This window comes from Nocardioides soli (genome assembly GCF_014191495.1).
GTDB classification, from domain to species: Bacteria; Actinomycetota; Actinomycetes; order Propionibacteriales; family Nocardioidaceae; genus Nocardioides; species Nocardioides soli.
Window position 1 is genome coordinate 205,331 of sequence record NZ_JACHWR010000002.1, and the last position, 17,546, is coordinate 222,876.

The 17,546-nt window shown below is 73.5% G+C and carries 16 protein-coding genes, 1 tRNA gene and 1 other RNA gene; 13 read left to right on the forward strand and 5 right to left on the reverse strand.

What is annotated here, in order from left to right:
• The first annotated feature begins 16 nt into the window (after nucleotides 1-16).
• Nucleotides 17-1,504 carry a potassium/proton antiporter gene (locus FHU40_RS11470; RefSeq protein WP_183593760.1) on the forward strand — a complete coding sequence of 496 codons (1,488 nt, stop codon included), beginning with the start codon at nucleotides 17-19 and terminating at the stop codon, nucleotides 1,502-1,504.
• 27 nt (nucleotides 1,505-1,531) lie between these two features.
• Here the strand turns inward: FHU40_RS11470 and FHU40_RS11475 are convergent, their stop codons facing one another.
• From FHU40_RS11475 to FHU40_RS11485, 3 genes are all read right to left on the reverse strand, one after another.
• Nucleotides 1,532-2,059, reverse strand: a complete 528-nt coding sequence (locus tag FHU40_RS11475) for a LytR C-terminal domain-containing protein (RefSeq protein ID WP_246390562.1) — start codon at nucleotides 2,057-2,059, stop codon at nucleotides 1,532-1,534.
• The gene (locus FHU40_RS11480; RefSeq protein WP_183592473.1) at nucleotides 2,059-2,355 is read right to left on the reverse strand and encodes a type II toxin-antitoxin system VapB family antitoxin; all 297 of its coding nucleotides are present in this window, start codon (nucleotides 2,353-2,355) and stop codon (nucleotides 2,059-2,061) included. The genes FHU40_RS11475 and FHU40_RS11480 overlap by 1 nt, the downstream gene beginning before the upstream one ends.
• Before the next feature lie 81 nt (nucleotides 2,356-2,436).
• Complete coding sequence (locus tag FHU40_RS11485; protein ID WP_183592474.1) at nucleotides 2,437-2,607, reverse strand: hypothetical protein; 171 nt, start codon at nucleotides 2,605-2,607, stop codon at nucleotides 2,437-2,439.
• A gap of 171 nt (nucleotides 2,608-2,778) precedes the next feature.
• Here FHU40_RS11485 and FHU40_RS11490 point away from each other — a divergent pair, with 171 nt between their 5' ends.
• Nucleotides 2,779-3,228 (forward strand): nuclear transport factor 2 family protein, encoded by a 450-nt coding sequence (locus FHU40_RS11490; RefSeq protein ID WP_183592475.1) that lies wholly within the window; start codon nucleotides 2,779-2,781, stop codon nucleotides 3,226-3,228.
• Nucleotides 3,229-3,297: 69 nt separating this feature from the next.
• Here FHU40_RS11490 and eccCa read toward each other — a convergent pair whose 3' ends face one another.
• Nucleotides 3,298-7,272 (reverse strand): type VII secretion protein EccCa, encoded by a 3,975-nt coding sequence (eccCa, locus tag FHU40_RS11495; RefSeq protein ID WP_183592476.1) that lies wholly within the window; start codon nucleotides 7,270-7,272, stop codon nucleotides 3,298-3,300.
• A gap of 229 nt (nucleotides 7,273-7,501) precedes the next feature.
• On the opposite strand from eccCa, the gene FHU40_RS11500 reads away from it, so the two are divergent.
• Genes FHU40_RS11500 through eccB form a run of 4 tightly spaced genes read left to right on the forward strand, consistent with a single transcriptional unit; the run spans nucleotide 7,502 to nucleotide 10,905 of the window.
• Nucleotides 7,502-7,819 carry a WXG100 family type VII secretion target gene (locus tag FHU40_RS11500; protein ID WP_183592477.1) on the forward strand — a complete coding sequence of 106 codons (318 nt, stop codon included), beginning with the start codon at nucleotides 7,502-7,504 and terminating at the stop codon, nucleotides 7,817-7,819.
• A gap of 28 nt (nucleotides 7,820-7,847) precedes the next feature.
• Nucleotides 7,848-8,150: a WXG100 family type VII secretion target gene (locus FHU40_RS11505; protein ID WP_183592478.1), complete on the forward strand. Its 303-nt coding sequence runs from the start codon at nucleotides 7,848-7,850 to the stop codon at nucleotides 8,148-8,150.
• Entirely contained in the window at nucleotides 8,147-9,457 is a 1,311-nt protein-coding gene (gene eccD, locus FHU40_RS11510) for a type VII secretion integral membrane protein EccD (RefSeq protein ID WP_183592479.1), read from the forward strand. The genes FHU40_RS11505 and eccD overlap by 4 nt, the downstream gene beginning before the upstream one ends.
• Nucleotides 9,457-10,905, forward strand: a complete 1,449-nt coding sequence (gene eccB, locus FHU40_RS11515) for a type VII secretion protein EccB (protein ID WP_183592480.1) — start codon at nucleotides 9,457-9,459, stop codon at nucleotides 10,903-10,905. Before eccD ends, eccB begins: the two co-directional genes overlap by 1 nt.
• Here the strand turns inward: eccB and FHU40_RS11520 are convergent.
• Nucleotides 10,894-10,981 (reverse strand) — tRNA-Ser (locus tag FHU40_RS11520). The two genes, eccB and FHU40_RS11520, sit on opposite strands and share 12 nt — an antisense overlap.
• A 127-nt stretch (nucleotides 10,982-11,108) precedes the next feature.
• Here FHU40_RS11520 and ffs point away from each other — a divergent pair.
• The 7 genes from ffs to FHU40_RS11555 all read left to right on the forward strand — a co-directional run bounded on the left by ffs (nucleotide 11,109) and on the right by FHU40_RS11555 (nucleotide 17,525).
• An RNA gene (ffs, locus tag FHU40_RS11525) (signal recognition particle sRNA small type) lies at nucleotides 11,109-11,199 on the forward strand.
• Nucleotides 11,200-11,391: 192 nt separating this feature from the next.
• Nucleotides 11,392-13,434, forward strand: coding sequence for a DNA polymerase III subunit gamma and tau (locus FHU40_RS11530; protein ID WP_183592481.1), 2,043 nt, complete (start codon nucleotides 11,392-11,394; stop codon nucleotides 13,432-13,434).
• Between the two features lie 16 nt (nucleotides 13,435-13,450).
• Nucleotides 13,451-13,837 (forward strand): YbaB/EbfC family nucleoid-associated protein, encoded by a 387-nt coding sequence (locus FHU40_RS11535; protein ID WP_183592482.1) that lies wholly within the window; start codon nucleotides 13,451-13,453, stop codon nucleotides 13,835-13,837.
• An 8-nt stretch (nucleotides 13,838-13,845) separates the two neighbouring features.
• Nucleotides 13,846-14,445: a recombination mediator RecR gene (gene recR, locus FHU40_RS11540; protein ID WP_183592483.1), complete on the forward strand. Its 600-nt coding sequence runs from the start codon at nucleotides 13,846-13,848 to the stop codon at nucleotides 14,443-14,445.
• Nucleotides 14,438-15,049, forward strand: coding sequence for a DUF5063 domain-containing protein (locus FHU40_RS11545; protein ID WP_183592484.1), 612 nt, complete (start codon nucleotides 14,438-14,440; stop codon nucleotides 15,047-15,049). The genes recR and FHU40_RS11545 overlap by 8 nt, the downstream gene beginning before the upstream one ends.
• 39 nt (nucleotides 15,050-15,088) lie before the next feature.
• The gene (locus FHU40_RS11550; protein ID WP_183592485.1) at nucleotides 15,089-16,363 is read left to right on the forward strand and encodes an aspartate kinase; all 1,275 of its coding nucleotides are present in this window, start codon (nucleotides 15,089-15,091) and stop codon (nucleotides 16,361-16,363) included.
• A gap of 124 nt (nucleotides 16,364-16,487) precedes the next feature.
• Nucleotides 16,488-17,525 (forward strand): aspartate-semialdehyde dehydrogenase, encoded by a 1,038-nt coding sequence (locus FHU40_RS11555; RefSeq protein ID WP_183592486.1) that lies wholly within the window; start codon nucleotides 16,488-16,490, stop codon nucleotides 17,523-17,525.
• Nucleotides 17,526-17,546 lie beyond the last annotated feature (21 nt).

The window sequence follows — 17,546 nt, forward strand, 5'->3', positions numbered from 1 at the left end:
CGTCCACGACCTCGACATGTTCGTGCTGGTCGGGTCGGCCGTCACCCTCCTCGCCATCCTGGCCGTCCGGGTCTCGTCGAAGGCCGGACTGCCCAGCCTGTTGATGTACCTGCTCATGGGCGTCGTCCTGGGCGAGGCCGGCCTCGGCATCCAGTTCGAGAACGCCGAGCTCGCGCACGCGCTGGGCTTCGCCGCTCTCGCGGTCATCCTCGCCGAGGGTGGCCTGACCACCAACTGGCACGAGATGCGGGCCTCGATCCGGCTCGGCGTCTCGCTGGCGACCATCGGCGTCGCGATCTCGGTGCTCATCGTCGCGCTCGGTGCGCACTACATCCTCGGGCTGCCGTGGGAGCTCGCGGTGATCCTGGGCGCCGTGACGTCGCCGACCGACGCGGCCGCGGTGTTCTCCGTGCTGCGCGTGGTGCCGCTCCCGAAGAAGCTCACGGGCTCGCTGGAGACCGAGTCCGGTCTCAACGACGCCCCGACCGTCGTACTCGTCACGCTGGTGTCCTCAGGCGCCGTCGACGAGCACGGCCCGCTGGGGCTGCTCGGCATCATCGGCTACGAGCTCGCCGCCGGCACCCTGATCGGTCTGGCGGCCGGGTTCGGCGGTGCCTGGGTGATGCGCCGCGCCGCGCTGCCGTCCTCCGGCCTCTACCCGCTGGCCGTGCTCACCCTCGCCTTCCTCGGGTACGGCATCGCGACCTCGGTCCACGCCTCCGGCTTCGCCGCGGTGTACGTCGCCGGGCTGGTGCTCGGGAACTCGGAGCTGCCCCACCGTGCCGCCACCCGCTCGTTCGCCGAGGGTCTGGCGTGGCTGGCCCAGATCGGGCTGTTCGTGATGCTCGGCCTGCTGCTCTCCCCGGGCCGGATCAACCTCGAGATCGTCGGTCTCGCCGTGGCCGCCGGCCTGATCCTGACCCTGGTGGCGCGCCCGGTCTCGGTGCTGGTCAGCTCGGTCGTGCAGCCGATACCGCGGCGCGAGCTCGCCTTCATCTCGTGGGCCGGCCTGCGCGGCGCCGTACCGATCGTGCTGATGACGATCCCGCTCGCGGAGGGCGTCGACCAGGCTGAACGGCTCTTCGACATCGTCTTCGTGATGGTCGTCGTCTACACCGTGCTCACCGGGCCGACCCTGCCGACCGTGGCCCGGGTGCTCAAGGTCGCGCGCCGCTCCGAGCCGCGCGGCCTCGACGTCGAGGTCGCGCCCCTGGAGCGGGTCGCGGCCGACCTGCTCCAGGTGTCGATCAGCCCGAGCTCACGGATGCACGGCGTCGAGGTCGGCGAGCTGCGGCTGCCGCCGGGGGCATCGGTGTCGATGGTGATCCGGGACGGTCAGACGATCGTCCCCGAGCGTCGTACCGTGCTGCGCCACGGCGACGACCTGCTGGTCGTCACGCCCCGCAAGCTCCGGGAGCAGACCGAGGAGCGGCTGCGCCAGGTGAGCGCGCACGGCCGGCTGGCCCAGTGGCTCGGCGACCGGACGCGTCGTCAGCAGCGCTGACCACCCGGCCGACAGTCCGGTCGACCGTCAGCCCACCGGTGGGCTGCAGACCTCGGTGTCCGACTGGACCGTCACGGACTGCTCGCCCGCGGCCAGCTTCGTGGAGCCGAAGTCGTCCCCGACGAGCACGGTGACGCCGGCTCCGATGCCGTCGCGGCGCTCGATCTCGACGCCCGGGAGGTAGCTCGCGACCAGCTGGACCGCGGGGCTCTCCGGCTCGGTCGTCCAGATCGCGACCCGGCGTACCTTCGCCGACCGGGCGTTGCCGGAGGTGCCCTCGCTGAAGCCGGCGTCGACGAACAGTTGCATCGTGCGGCCCGCCAGCCCGTCGCGCTGGCCGGCGTTGTAGACGCTCACGGTGACCTGCTGCCGGTAGAGGTCGGAGCCGGCGCTGACCGGCGTGGTCACGCAGATCGGGCTGTCCACCTTGGCGGGCAGCGGCTTCGTCGTCGCGCTCCAGCCCCAGATGGCGGCCACGACGAGCAGCAGGCACAGGACGGCGAGGGTCAGGGCGGTGCGGGCGCCCTGGCTCAGCGGGGTCGTCGACTGGCTCATCAGCCCTCCAGTGCGTACACGCGGGCGTGCAGGACGAGGCGCTGCTGGAGGGCGGCGCGCAGCGCCCGGTGCAACCCGTCCTCCAGGTAGTACTCGCCCTGCCACTCGATGACGTGCGCGAACAGGTCGCCGTAGAACGTCGAGTCCTCGTCGAGCAGGGCCGCGAGCTGGAGCGTGTCCTTCGTGGTGACCAGCTGGTCCAGGCGTACCTGGCGCGGCGGCACGTCGGCCCAGGCCCGGGACGAGAGCCCGTGATCGGGGTACGGCCGCCCGACGCCGACACGCTTGAAGATCACGGGCGCGACTATAACGACGCGCTCCGAACGCCGGCCCCGGGTCGGGGCCGGCCACCGGGTCGGGCGTGGGTCGGGCGTGGATCAGGCCGACCAGCGGATCGCGTCGTCGAAGTGGTCCGCCAGGGCGTGTACGCCGCGCAGGTCGGTGCGCTCGTCCAGCAGCGACGCGAGGGCGGCCGGGTGCCGCTCCCGCAGCCGGGTCCGCCGGGTGCCGTGCCGGTCGAGGTCGTTCGGGGTGGTCCGCTCGCTCATCTGCCGCCTCCTTGGTCGGTGGTGATCGACATCGGTGGCCGTCGTCGGTGGTGGGACGACCGCCGGTACCCAGGTTGGATCGTTCACATCGCCGGCAGGTTGACGCCGGGTTACGGGCGCGTCACACGTTTCGGTCGGCACCGCGGACTGAACTGGAATACGTTCTAGTTCGTGGACGACATCACCGCGATCAGCCAGTTGAAGTACCGCTACCTGCGCACCCTGGACACCAAGGACTGGGACGCCTTCGCCGACTGCTTCCTGCCCGAGGCGACCGGCGACTACAACGGCCTGGTCTTCGAGGACCGGGCCGCGCTGGTCTCCTACATGCGCGAGAACCTCGGCGAGGGGCTCCTCACCCTGCACCAGGTGCATCACCCGGAGATCGAGGTCGACGGCGACATCGCCACGGCGCGCTGGTACCTCCAGGACAAGGTGATCGTGCCGGCGTTCCGGTTCATGCTCGAGGGCGCGGCGTTCTACGACGACCGCTACCTGCGCACGCCCGGCGGCTGGCGGGTGGCGCACACCGGCTACCGCCGTACCTTCGAGATCACCTACGACCTGGCCGACCTGCCCGGCCTGAAGGTCAAGGGGCCCGGGGAGCACACGCACGTGTGACGTCGCCGACGGTGGTTGAGGTGCGAAGGCGCCCTGGCGCCTGAGCCTCGAAACCACCGGCCAAGTCGGTCACGGCGACGGCTCGGTCCACGCCAGCTGCAGGACCTCTACGCCCCGGTCGCGGGTGATCAGCCGGCCGCGACCGGGCGGCGCGGGCTGCGGCCGCTGGCCGCCGAGCAGCGGTCCCTCGTCGGGGCTTCCGGAGAGCAGCAGGCCGGGCATCGCCAGATCGCGCAGGGACTGGATGACCGGCTCGTACATCGCCCGGGCGGCGCCGCCGGAGCGGCGGGCGACGACGACGTGCAGGCCGACGTCGCGGGCCTGCGGCAGCAGCGGCACCAGGGCGTGCAGCGGCGAGCCCTGCTGGGTGGCGACCAGGTCGTAGTCGTCCACCAGCACGAACACCTCGGCACCGGTCCACCACGAGCGGTTGCGCAGCTGCTCGGCGGTGACGTCGGGGCCGGGGAGCCGGCCCTCGAGGTACGCCGCGAGGTCGCGCAGCGTGGGCTGCGCCTGGGTGGCGGAGGTGGGAGAGGCGAGGAGGTACTCCTTCGGCACCTCCCCGAGCAGCGAGCGCCGGTAGTCGACGACGACCAGCTGGGCGTCCGCGGGGGTGCGGGTGCGCAGCACCTCGTGGGCATAGGTCCGCAGCGCGGCGCTCTTGCCGGACCCGCCGTCGCCGAGGATCAGCAGGTGCGGCTCGGCGGGGAGGTCGAGCGCGACCGGGTCGAGGTCCTTCTCGGCCACACCGAGCAGCAGTCCGGGCCCGGGGCTCCCGGCCCGCGCGCGTACGTCGTCGAGCGAGACGAGCCCGGGCAGCAGCCGCAGCTTCGGCCCGACCGGTCCGGCCCAGGCGGCGTTCGACCGCGCGGCCAGGTCCGAGACGGCCGCGCCGAGTGTGTCGGCATCGCGGTCGCCGTCGATGCGAGGCAGCGCCGCGAGGAAGTGCAGCGGGCCCGGCAGCAGGCCGCGGCCCGGTCGTCCCGTCGGCACCAGGGCCGCGACCCTGCGGTCGATCTCGGAGTCCGTCGGGTCGCCGAGCCGCAGCTCCAGCCGGGTGCCGAGGAGGTCGCGCATCGCGGCCCGGAAGTCGGCCCACCGGGCGGCGCCCACGACGACGTGCAGCCCGTACGTCAGCCCGCGGGCCGCGAGCTGCTGGATCTCGGCCTCGAGGTCGTCGAAGTCGGCGCGCAGCGTGCTCCAGCCGTCGACGACGAGGAACACGTCGCCGTACCCGTCGTCGGTGCGCCCGGCCGCGCGCCACGAGCGGTAGGTCTCGATCGAGTCGATCCCGTGCGCGCGGAAGTGCGCCTCGCGCCGGTCGACGATGCCGCGGACCTCGGCGACGATCCGGCGTACGACGTCGGGCTCGGCGCGCGTGCCGACACCCGCGACGTGCGGCAGCCCGGCGAACGGCGCGAACGTGCCGCCGCCGAAGTCGAGCACGAGGAACTGCGACTCCTGCGGCGTCGTGGTCAGCGACAGGCCGGTGACGATCGTGCGCAGCAGGGTGCTCTTGCCGCTGCGCGGACCGCCGACGACCGCGACGTGCCCGCCGGCGCCCGACAGGTCGACGGTGAGCGGGTCGCGGCGCTGCTCGCGCGGACGGTCGACGGTGCCGAGCGGTACGACGAGGCCGCCGCGGCGGCGCCACCGCTCGGAGACCAGGCCGAGCCCGGGGGTGGGGGCGAGGTCGGGCATCAGCCGGTCGAGCGTGTCCGGCCGGTCCAGGGGCGGCAGCCAGACCTGGTGGGCGGCCGGGCCGTGCCCGGCCAGGCGGCGCACCGCGACCGAGAGGAGCGACTCGCCGACCTCGGGTGCCGGCCGCGCGGGCTCGGGCTCGGGGCCGGCGACGTTGAGGCTCCGCACCTCCGAGATCGTGAACGGCAGGATGCCGCGCGCACGGCCGCCCTCGTCGCGCCGTACTGGCGGCACCCGGGACCTCGGCGGACCCGAGACGTACGCCGCCGTAAACCGCAGCAGGGTCGCCGGGTCGGGCTTGAGGTAGCCGAGGCCGGGGGCGGGCGGCAGCTCGTAGGCGTCGGGGACGCCGAGCACCGCGCGCGACTCGGTGGCGCTGAAGGTGCGCAGCCCGATCCGGTAGGACAGGTGGGACTCCAGCCCACGCAGGCGCCCCTCCTCGAGCCGCTGCGAGGCGAGCAGCAGGTGCAGGCCGAGCGAGCGGCCGAGGCGGCCGATCGCGACGAAGAGGTCGGTGAACTCCGGCTTCGCCGCCAGCATCTCGGAGAACTCGTCGACGACGATGAGCAGCGACGGCAGCGGAGCCAGCCGCTCGCCGGCCGCCCGGGCCCGCTCGTAGTCGCGCACCGACGCGACGTCGCCCGCGTCGCGCAGCAACTGCTGGCGGCGCACCATCTCGCCCGAGAGCGCGTCCTGCATGCGGTCGACGAGCGTGAGCTCCTGGGCCAGGTTGGTGATCACCGCCGAGACGTGGGGCATGGCGGTCAGGCCCGCGAACGTCGCGCCGCCCTTGAAGTCGACCAGCACCATGTTCAGCTGCTCGGGGGAGTGGGTCATCGCGAGGCCGAGCACCAGGGTGCGCAGGAGCTCCGACTTGCCCGAGCCGGTCGCGCCGATCACCAGGCCGTGCGGTCCCATGCCCTGCTGGGCGGACTCCTTGAGGTCGAGGTGCACCGGCGCGCCGTCGTCGCCGAGGCCGATCGGCACCCGCAGCCGGTCGCGCGCGGGCCGCGGTCGCCAGGCCCGGTCCGGGTCGAGGGCGCGGACGTCGCCGAGGCCGAGGTGCTCCATGAGGTCGTCGGGCGCGGCGACCTCGCCGCCCGACCCGACCACCTCGGTCGAGGGCGTGGGCAGCGGCGTCAGCCGTCGGGCGAAGGCCTCGGCGGTCGCGAGGGGGCACGCGTCGGCGCGCGCTCGGATCGGCTCCTCCTGCGGCCGCAGCGCGCGGATGGCCCGGCGGCCCTGCGCGTCGGTGCCGGTGGTCTCGTCGAACTCGATCCGCAGCCGCCTCGGGTCCGTGGGCGCGTCCCAGCGCGCGGGCAGGTCGACGAGCGTGACCCCATGCAGGCCGTCGGGCGGTACGACGTGGTTGCCCGGCGGGAGCTCGCCCCCGTCGACGATGAGCAGCAGGTGCGGGGTTGTGGGCCGCTCGTCGGCGCCGAAGCGGGGACGGTCGGGCAGGTCGGCGGGCAGCAGCGCGGCCAGGTCGGCCAGCGACGTCGAGGCCATCCGCAGCGGGCCGACGGCGTCGGACCGCCGGCCGCTGTGGGCGTGGGGGAGCCACTTGACCCAGTCCCAGTGGACGAGGCTCTGCTCGGCGGCGAGGACCGCGACCGCCAGCTGCTCGGGCGCGTGGAACGCCGCCGCCGAGCAGATCAGCGACCGGGCCAGCGACCGAGCCGGCTCCGCCGGGCCGCAGACCTCGATGCGGTCGAAGGTGCGCAGGTCGATCGACGCGGGCAGGTCGGGTTGGAGCCGGTGGATCGCGAGCAGCCGGTGCAGCGCCGATGCCGAGACCGGATCGGCCTGGTCGCCCGGCGTGCTCTCGGGTGGCACCAGGGTGAGGGCGAGCGACTGCGCGCAGACGCCGTACCGCACCTCGAGGAAGCCGGGGCCGGCGCTGTCGCGCTCCCACAGCCGCGACCGCTCCGCGGCCAGCGCCGGGAGCGCCGCCGGCTCGGGGTGGCGCCAGGTGAGCGCCCGACGCTGCCGGGCCGCGGCGTCGCGGACCTGCTCGCGGACGCCCGCGAGGTAGCGGAGGTAGTCGGCGCGCGAGCCGCTCGTCCGCTGGCCGCGCTGCCTGCGTTGGCGGTCGATCTGGACGATGACGAAGCCGACCGTGGCGAAGGCGAACAGCCCCGCCGCGACGAAGGCCCGGCCGCCCTCGGTGCGGCTCATGGTCGCCACGAGCACGATCGAGCCGAGGCTGCCGAGCATCGGGATGGCATTCATCAGCACGCCTCCGGCGCCCTCAGCCGGCACGATCCGCGGCGGTGGCCGGAGCACGAGCTCGCCCGACGGCAGCTCCGGCCGGTCCGGTCTCGTCCTGCGCAGCGTCGTCAACGCGCCCTCCTCTCCTGCTCCTCGGAACTACCCGCTCGGGACCGGTCCACCCCGTGATCCACAGGGGAGATTCCCTTGCCGGCCCGGGGCTGTGGAGACGGGTTTGTGGCCCCTCGACCCGGGCAAGCGAGTCCTGTCCGGTGCGGGAACGGGCTCAGGCACCGGAGTCGGATTCGGTCTCGGGCGGCGACGCGGCCCGATGGAGCCCGGAGGAGAAGGAGTTGACGCCATGTCGGGCGCAGCAGAGATGGGACAGGGTGAGGGCACGCTCACCAAGGCCGCGGCGCTCGTGGCCGCCGCCAAGCAGGACTTCGACGGGCTGAGCAAGGCTCTCGAGGGTCGGATCTCCAGCCTCCAGGGCAGGTGGGCCGGGGCCGGCGGCACCGCCTTCCTCGCCCTGCACCGGGCGTGGACGGACCGGCAGCGCGTGATCACCGGCGCGCTCGACGAGTTCGAGGCGTCGCTGACCGCGACGGAGAAGGACAACCTCGACACCGACCAGGCGCAGTCCGCCGCCTACTCGACGATGGCCGGCCGGCTCGGCTGACCGGCCCGGAACGAAGGAAGTGAGCGAGATGACCCTCGACGGACTCCGCGTCCACCATGCCGGCCTCGAGACGGCCGCCCAGGACCTCGCCGACGCCGTCCAGAAGATCGACGGCCGGCTCGACCAACTCGAGGCGGAGCTGGCCCCGCTGCGCAGCGACTGGACCGGCAACGCCCAGCAGGCCTACGTCGTCGCCAAGGCCACGTGGGACACCGCGATGCAGGAGATGAAGACCCTCCTGCACGACACGAGCACGACAGTCCACCACTCGAACGCCGAGTACCAGGCCGCCGACGCCCGGGGAGCGGCGTCGTTCGGCATCCGAGGGTGAGCGGCCCGGCGCTGGTGCGGGTCACGGTCGCATCGGGCACCCGGTGCGTCGACCTGGTGCTGCCCGGCGCCGTCCCCGTCGCCGAGCTGGTGCCCGAGCTGGCCCGCAGCGTCGGCCTCCTCGACCCCGGGACCGTCCACGGCGGCTACCGCCTCGTCACGGCGGGTGGCCGCCGGCTCGCCGCCGACGCCGGCCTGGTGAGTCAGGGCGTCGCGGACGGCGGCCTGCTCACGATGGCCGCGGGGGTGGACGACGAGCCGCCCCGGATCTACGACGACGTCGTCGAGGCGATGGCCGACGCGGTCGAGCGCGAGCTGACGCCCTGGCCGGCCGCCGCGGGCCGGCGTACCGCCCTCGGCGCGGCGGGGCTGTCGATGGCGCTCGGCGCCGCGGCCCTGCTGCTCCAGCCCGGGTCGCCGTTCGCCGGCATCGCCGCCGCCGTGATCGCGGCCGGGCTGGCGGCCGGCGCGATCGTGCTCTCCCGGGTCGTCCACGAGCGGGACGCCGCGGTCGTGGTCGCCTGGACCGCCGCGCTGTACGCCGCGGTGGCGGGCGTGCTGCTCGGCCAGCCCGCGATCGCCGCCTCGGCCGCCGCATTCGGCGCCGGGCTGATCTGCCTGCTGGGCCTCGGCGACGGGCGAGTGCTGGTGCTGCCGCCGGTCGTGTCCGGTGCGACCTTCCTCGCCGTCGGGCTGCTGCGCGAGGTCGCCGACGTCGGGCCTGCCGTCGTGCTGACGGTCGCGCTGGTGCTCGTCGTGATCGCCGGCAGCGCGTTCCCGTGGCTCGTCCTGGGCGCAGCGGGGACCTCCGTCGACCTGCTCCACGCCGACATCGCCGCCGAGCCTCGGCCCGTCGACGCCGATCGGGTCGCGGCCGACGCTCGGCTGGCCCACGAGATCCTGGCCGCGGTCTCGGCGAGCGTCGGCCTGCTGCTGGTGCTGATCGCGCCGTTCGCGGTGTCGCTCGGCGGCGCCGGCGCGATCCTGGTCGTGGCCTGCTGCGCCGTCGTGATGCTGCGCACCCGGCGGCATCGCGCCGAGGCGGAGGTCATCGTCGGGCTCGGCGCGGGTCTCCTCGGCCTGCTCTCCGCCGCGGTCGCGGCGCTCTGGCTCGAGCCCGACTGGCGACCCGCGGTCGCGGTGCTGCTGGTCGTGAGCGGTGCCGTCCTGCTGCCGCAGGGGCTGGTCCGGCGTACGCCGTCGGTACGCCGCGGCCGGCTCAGCGACCTCGCCGAGAGCGTCGGGCTCGCGGCCCTGCTGCCGCTGCTCGTCGTCGCCACCGGCGTCCTCTCCGCGATCCGCGGCTGATGGCCACCAGGAAGGAGCTCGTCGAGGCCTTCTCCTTCGGCCGCCGGCGCCTGGTCACCGCGTTCCTGTCCGGTGCCCCGGGCGCACGGGAGGCCGAGCCGGCGCGACCGGGCCGATCGATCGTCGGGGGCGCGGTGCTGGCGGTGCTCGTCGCCGCGGGCGTCGCGATCGCCGGCGTGCTCGCACCGGCCGCGCCCGACAACTGGATGCGCCGGGGCCTGGTCGTCTCGAAGGACACCGGTGCGGCGTACGTCGTCGTCGGCGACGACCCTGAGTTGCGGCCGGTCGTCAACGCCACCAGCGCCAGGCTGATCCTCGACGGCGACGCCGAGCCGACGCTCGTCGAGCAGGAAGCCATCGACGAGCAACGCATCGGCGACGACCTCGGCATCGTCGACGCACCGGCGAGCCTGCCGGCGCCGGACCGGCTGGTCGACAGCGGCTGGACGGCCTGCACGGCCGCCGGCGCCGGCATCAGGCTGCGGATCGCCGAACGACCCGACCTGCTGCCCGCCGGGGCGCGGGGCGTGACCGTCAGCAACGGCGGCGAGCTCTTCGTCGTGGTGCCGAGCGACGAGCTCTCCGGCGGCGGTGCGGTGCTGCTCCCGATGGGCGCACCGGGCGACCAGACCGACAACCTGCTGGCGGCCCTCGGCCTCCAGACCACCGCTGCCGCGATCCCGGTCGACCGGGCCTGGATCGACCTCTTCCCGGTCGGCGCTCCGCTGGACTGGCGGAGCTTCGGGCTCACCGGCTACGGCTCGACTCCCGAGTACGCGGCCGGCGCGATCGGCGCCCATGAGATCGGCGACCTGCTGATGACCGGCGAGGAGCGGCTGCTGCTGACCGAGAGCGGCCCCGTGGCGCTGACCGAGTTCGCGGCGACCGTCTACCGCAACGTGGTCGCCCCCGACGACCGGGTGGTCGCGCCCGAGGTGGTCGACACGGCGCCCCGGGTGCCGCGCGGCGACGCGGTGCTCGAGGGCGCCGGTTGGCCGGCCACCGTGCCGGACGCCGCCGTCGACGAGCCGTGCGCCGAGCTGGTGGCCGAGGCCGGTGCCGTCCCGGCGGTGCGGCTGGGCAGCCCGGGTGCGTCCGCCGGCGCCGCCGACGTGCTCGCGGGTGAGCGAGACGTGGACGTGGTGCCGGGCCGCGGCGCCCACGTGCTCTCCGGAGGCTGGACCGACCCCGACCGAGGTGCGCCGTACCTCGTCGACGCCCAGGGCCGGGCGAACCGGCTGGTCGGCGACGACGCCGCGGCCGCGCTCGGCTACGGCGACCACCGGGCGGTCGTCGTACCGGAGACCTGGCTGCGGCTCCTCGGGTGCGGCGTCACGCTGTCGCGCGAGGCCGCGCTCTCGCCGCCTGAGGATGAAGCCGGGTCGTCCGTCTCAGGAGGGTGTGGAGACCGTCCTGAGGCGGACGACGCGGCTACCTGGCGGAGGTAGGGGGATTCGAACCCCCGAGGGCGTTAACCCAACCCGCTTTCCAAGCGAGCGCCATAGGCCACTAGGCGATACCTCCGCGGAGGAGGCTACCGGGCGCCGTACGACGCCGCGAAATCGACCGGTCCGTGGTCGGGTCGGTGTGTCGGCCGCTCGGAGGAGGCCCGTCTTGGAGCGCTGCCGGGGGCTCACCTACACTCGGGGCCAACCCCCCGTGTGGCGGCATCTTGCCCAACTCCCCCAGGGCCGGAAGGCAGCAAGGGTAAGCGAGCTCTGTCGGGTGCGCGGGGGGCCTTTTCACGTCCCGTTGCCTGAGCCTGCCAGGGCGTCGACCCGGCCGCGGCTCACGCATGTAACGCCGGGTTATCTGCTGTTCCCACCATGTTGCAGCACGGTGGGAACAGCGGATAACCCGGCGTTACAGCGGAGACGGCAACCCGCTTCCCCCGCCCGCTACCGGCTGTCGGTGCCGCTGGTTAGGGTTCATGCGTGGAGTCCCCTCTCGCGCTGTACCGCCGCTACCGGCCCGAGTCCTTCGCCGAGGTCATCGGCCAGGACCACGTGACCGAGCCGCTGCGGGCCGCGCTGGCGAACAACCGGGTCAACCACGCCTATCTGTTCTCCGGGCCGCGCGGCTGCGGCAAGACCACGAGCGCCCGCATCCTGGCGCGTGCGCTCAACTGCGAGCGGGCGCCGGTGGCCGACCCGTGCGGGGAGTGCGAGAGCTGCCGCGACCTGGCCCGGGGCGGCCCCGGCTCGATCGACGTGATCGAGATCGACGCGGCCTCCCACGGCGGTGTCGACGACGCCCGCGACCTGCGCGAGAAGGCCTTCTTCGCGCCGGTGAAGAGCCGCTACAAGGTCTACATCATCGACGAGGCCCACATGGTCACGACGCAGGGCTTCAACGCCCTGCTCAAGCTCGTCGAGGAGCCCCCGCCCCACCTGCGCTTCATCTTCGCGACCACCGAGCCCGACAAGGTGCTGCCGACGATCCGGTCGCGCACCCATCACTACCCGTTCCGGCTGATCCCGCCGCGGCTGCTGTCGTCGTACCTCTCCGAGCTGTGCGACAAGGAGGGCGTCAGCCTCGACCCGGCGGCCCTGCCCCTGGTGGTGCGCGCCGGCGGCGGGTCGGCCCGCGACACGCTCTCGGTCCTCGACCAGCTGCTCGGCGGTGCCGGCTCGGCGGGGGTGACCTACGAGCTCGCGACCGGGCTGCTCGGCTACACCCCCGACACGCTGCTCGATGACGTCGTCGACGCCTTCGCGGCCGGTGACGGCGCCGCGGTCTTCGGCGTGGTCGACCGGGTGATCGAGACCGGGCAGGACCCACGCCGGTTCACCGAGGACCTGCTCCGCCGGCTGCGCGACCTGGTGATCGTCGCGGCCGTCCCCGACGCGCCCGCCACCGGGCTGATCGACGTCTCCGAGGACCAGGGCGAGCGGCTGGTCGCCCAGGCGGCGCGCTTCGGCCCGGCCGAGCTCAGCCGCGCGGCCGACATCGTCGCGTCCGGGCTCACCGAGATGCGGGGCGCGACCGCGCCGCGGCTGCTGCTCGAGCTCCTCTGCGCCCGGGTGCTGCTGCCGGGTGCCGACCACGCGACCGACGGTGTGCTGGCCCGGCTCGACCGGCTGGAGAAGCGGCTGACGATCAGCGGGGGCGCGCCCACGCCGACGTCGGCACCGCCCGCGCCGCCCGCTCAGGACCGGCCGGTGGCACCCGCCCACCGGCCGGACGCCCCCGACCCGGCCGCCGCGCGCCCGGAGCCCGTGGCCCCACCGGTCGCCGAGCCCGCCCCCGAGCCCGTGCCCGAGCCCGTGTCCGAGCCCGAGTCCGGTACGACGGCCGAGCCGGCTCCCGCGCCCGAGCCGGTCGTCGAGGCGCCACCCGAGCCCGCCCCGACACCCGCGCCGGCGCCGGCGGCGTCGGGCAGCCTGTCGCTCGTCGACGTACGCCGGCTGTGGCCCGACATCGTCGACGCCACCAAGCTGCGCCGCCGCCTCGCCTGGATGCACCTGACCCAGAACTGCCAGGTGGTCGCGGTCGACGGGACCACCCTGACCCTCGGCTTCGCGAACTCCGGCGCCCGCGACTCGTTCGTCAGCGCGGGCTGCGACGACGTGCTGCGCCAGGCTGCGATCGACGTGGTCGGCGCGGAGTGGAAGATCGAGACCATCGTCGACCCCGGTGCCCAGGCCGAGGGCACGCCGGCGGTGACCCGGTCCGCGGTCGCGGAGCCGGCTGCGGCGCCGCCTGCGCCCGAGCCGCCACCCCAGCAGGCGCCCCAGCAGCCACCCGCCGAGCCCGCCGAACCCGGCGGGCCGAGTGCCAGCGCTGCCGCGCGGGAGGCGATCCAGCAGACCCGCTCCGCCGACCATCAGCCCGAGCCGTCCGGCCCCGACTGGGCCTCGGCCGACGCCGACGCCCACCCCGACGACCTGGACGCCGATCACCAGGGCATGAGCGCCACCGAGCTGCTCCAGCGCGAGCTGGGCGCCCAGATGATCGAGGAGATCCGCCACCAGTGACGAGAGGCAGCACCACATGAGCCAGAACCCCTTCGATGCCCTGGGCGGCGGTGGCTTCGACATGAACGCCCTGCTCCAGCAGGCCCAGCAGATGCAGGAGCAGCTCCAGGACGCGCAGGCGCGCCTGCAGGAGAGCGTCGTCGACGGCACGGTCGCCGGCGGTGCCGTCACGGTCAAGGTCAACGGCGTCGGCGAGCTCGTCGGCGTCGAGATCAAGGCCGGCGGCTTCGACGGGAGCGACCCCGACGACCTGGCCGACCTCGGCGACATGATCGTGGCCGCCTACCGCGACGCGAAGGCGAACGCCGACGCGCTCGCCGGCGAGGCGCTCGGTCCGCTCGCCGGCGGCCTGCCGGGTGGCGGCCTGCCCGGGGGCGATGCCCCCGGCCAGCTCGGCTTCTAGAGGTCACGTTGTACGAAGGCATCGTCCAGGACCTGATCGACGAGCTCGGCCGGCTGCCGGGCGTGGGTCCGAAGAGCGCCCAGCGCATCGCGTTCCACCTGCTCCAGGCTGACCCGACCGACGTACGCCGGCTCGCCGACGTGCTGATCGAGGTCAAGGCGAAGGTGAAGTTCTGCAGCACCTGCTTCAACGTCTCCGAGGACGAGCAGTGCCGCATCTGCCGGGACCCGCGCCGCGACCCGACGGTGCTGTGCGTCGTGGAGGAGTACAAGGACGTCGTCGCGATCGAGCGGACCCGCGAGTTCCGGGGCCGCTACCACGTGCTGGGCGGGGCGATCTCGCCGATCGACGGCATCGGGCCCGACCAGCTGCGCATCCGGGAGCTGATGGTCCGCCTCTCCGACGGCAACCTCATCGAGATCATCCTCGCGACCGACCCCAACCTCGAGGGCGAGGCGACAGCGACGTACCTCACGCGGATGCTGAAGCCGCTCGGGTTGCGCGTGACGCGTTTGGCGAGTGGACTGCCGGTAGGCGGCGACCTCGAGTACGCCGACGAAGTGACCCTCGGCCGAGCGTTTGCAGGGAGACGATCCGCAGATGACTGACACCAAGCCCGAGCTGGGCACGCTGGACCCCGAGACCCGGGAGTTCGCGAGCCAGATCTCCGACCAGGTCGAGAGCTTCCTGCTTGCGCTGCGCGCGATCGCGCGCGAGGCCGACGGCGGCCGGGCGATCTCGCTGCTGCTGCTCGAGATCAGCCAGGTGCTCCTCGCCGGTGCCCGCCTGGGCGCCCAGCAGGACTTCACGCCTGCCGCGGAGTACCAGCCCGACGTGGGGCCGGAGGCCGACCTCGACGAGATGCGCCTCGCGCTCGCCGGCATGCTGGGCGGGGTCGACACCTATTCCTTCGTGTTCGACCCGTACGTGCCCGAGATCGTCGAGAGCCAGCTCTCCGACGACCTGACCAGCATCGCGACCGATCTCGAGAACGGCCTGCGCCACTACCGGCTCGGCAACGTCTCCGAGGCGCTGTGGTGGTGGCAGTTCTCCTACGTCTCCTCGTGGGGCAACCTCGCCGGTGCGGCGCTGAACGCGCTGCTCTCCGTCGTCTCCCACGACCGGCTCGACACCGACCCGCTCGTCGAGGAGGAGGAGCAGCTCGCCGTCGCCGATGAGATGCTCGAGTCGGGCGAGCCGGACGCTCGATAGAATCGGCGGCGGAACTTCCCCGACCTCGAGGACCGCATCGTGGGCATTGTCGTGCAGAAGTACGGCGGATCGTCCGTTGCCGACGCCACCGGCATCAAGCGCGTCGCGCAGCGCATCGTCAACACGCGCAAGGCCGGCCACGACGTCGTCGTCGTGGTCTCGGCCATGGGTGACACGACCGACGACCTGCGCGACCTCGCCGAGCAGGTCACCCCGCTGCCGCCGCCGCGCGAGCTCGACATGCTGCTCACCGCGGGTGAGCGCATCTCGATGGCGCTGGTCGCGATGGCGATCTCGCAGCTGGGCTACAAGGCCCGGTCGTTCACCGGGTCGCAGGCCGGCGTGATCACCGACTCGGCGCACGGCAAGGCCAAGATCATCGACATCACGCCCGGCCGGATCGAGGCGGCTCTCGCCGACGGCGCGATCGCGATCGTCGCGGGCTTCCAGGGTGTCTCGCAGGACACCAAGGACGTCACGACCCTGGGCCGGGGCGCCTCCGACACGACGGCGGTCGCGCTGGCCGCGTCGCTCGGGGCCGACGTCTGCGAGATCTACAGCGACGTCGACGGTGTCTTCACCGCCGACCCCCGCATCGTCCCCGCCGCCCGCAAGCTCGCGCAGGTCTCCACCGAGGAGATGCTCGAGATGGCGGCCTCGGGCGCCAAGATCCTCCACCTGCGGTGCGTCGAGTACGCCCGCCGTTACAACATGCCGATCCACGTGCGCTCCTCCTTCAGCGAGAAGGAGGGCACCTGGGTCATCCCGGACCGCCGAGCAGGAGAAGTTGAGATGGAGCAGGCGATCATCGCCGGCGTGGCCCACGACCGCAGCGAGGCCAAGATCACCGTCGTCGGCGTGCCCGACAAGGTGGGCGAGGCCGCCCGCATCTTCGAGGCGCTGTCGGCCACGGAGGTCAACCTCGACATGGTGGTGCAGAACGTCTCCGCCGCCGCCACCGGCCTCACCGACATCTCGTTCACGCTGCCGCGCTCCGACGGCCAGACCGCGATGGGGGCGCTCGCCCGGATCCAGGACGAGGTCGGCTACGACAAGCTGCTGTACGACGACCAGATCGGCAAGGTCTCGCTGATCGGCGCCGGCATGCGCTCGCACCCGGGCATCACCGCGAAGTTCTTCGCCTCGCTCGCGGCCGCCGGCGTGAACATCGAGATGATCTCCACCTCCGAGATCCGGATCTCGGTGATCGTCGACGAGGCGCAGGTCGACGACGCCGTCCGCGCGACGCACACGGCGTTCGACCTCGACTCGACCGAGGTCGAGGCGGTCGTCTACGGCGGGACCGGGCGATAGTCATGGGCATCAACCTCGGTGTGGTCGGTGCCACCGGCCAGCACACCCCACGGAGTTCTTCGCTCCTCCGCTGCGCTCCCCCGCGAACAACTCCGCGGGGACCCCGTGCCCTCGAGGAGTCGTCATGGTGAACATCGGTGTGGTCGGTGCTACCGGCCAGGTGGGCGTCGCGATGCGCCAGATCCTCGAGCAGCGGGCCTTCCCCGTCGACGAGGTCCGCTTCTTCGCCTCGGCCCGCTCCGCGGGCACGGTGCTGCCCTTCGGTGGACGTGAGATCGTCGTCGAGGACGCCGCCACCGCCGACCCGTCGGGCCTCGACATCGCGCTGTTCTCGGCCGGCGCCACCACCTCCCGGGCGCTCGCGTCGTCGTTCGCGGACGCCGGCGTGATCGTCGTCGACAACTCCAGCGCGTTCCGCAAGGACCCCGACATCCCGCTGGTCGTCTCCGAGGTCAACCCGGAGGCCGCCGCCGGCGTGATCGCGGCGGGGCGCGGCATCATCGCCAACCCCAACTGCACCACGATGGCCGCGATGCCGGTGCTCAAGCCGCTGCACGCGGAGGCCGGGCTGGTCCGGCTGATCGCGTCGACGTACCAGGCCGTCTCCGGCTCCGGTGTCGCCGGCGTCGAGGAGCTCGCGACCCAGGTCGCGGCCGTGGGTGACAAGGCGCGGGAGCTGGCCTACGACGGCGAGGCGGTCGCGTTCCCCGAGCCGAGCACGTACGTGCGGAACATCGCCTACAACGTGCTCCCGATGGCCGGCTCGATCGTCGACGACGGGCTCAACGAGACCGACGAGGAGCAGAAGCTGCGCCACGAGTCGCGCAAGATCCTCGGCATCCCGGACCTCAAGGTGTCGGGCATCTGCGTGCGGGTGCCCGTCTTCACGGGCCACTCGCTGGCGATCAACGCCGAGTTCGCGCGCTCGATGCCGGTCGAGCGCGCCCGCGAGCTGCTCGCGGCCGCGCCGGGCGTCGAGCTCGCCGACATCCCGACGCCGCTGCACGCTGCGGGCCGGGACCCGTCGTACGTCGGTCGGCTGCGTCAGGACCCGGGTGTCGACGACGACCGCGGCCTGGCCCTCTTCGTCTCCAGCGACAACCTGCGCAAGGGCGCCGCGCTCAACACCGTCCAGATCGCGGAGCTGATCGCCCGCTCCTGAGCCCCGATCCGGAGCCGGCCG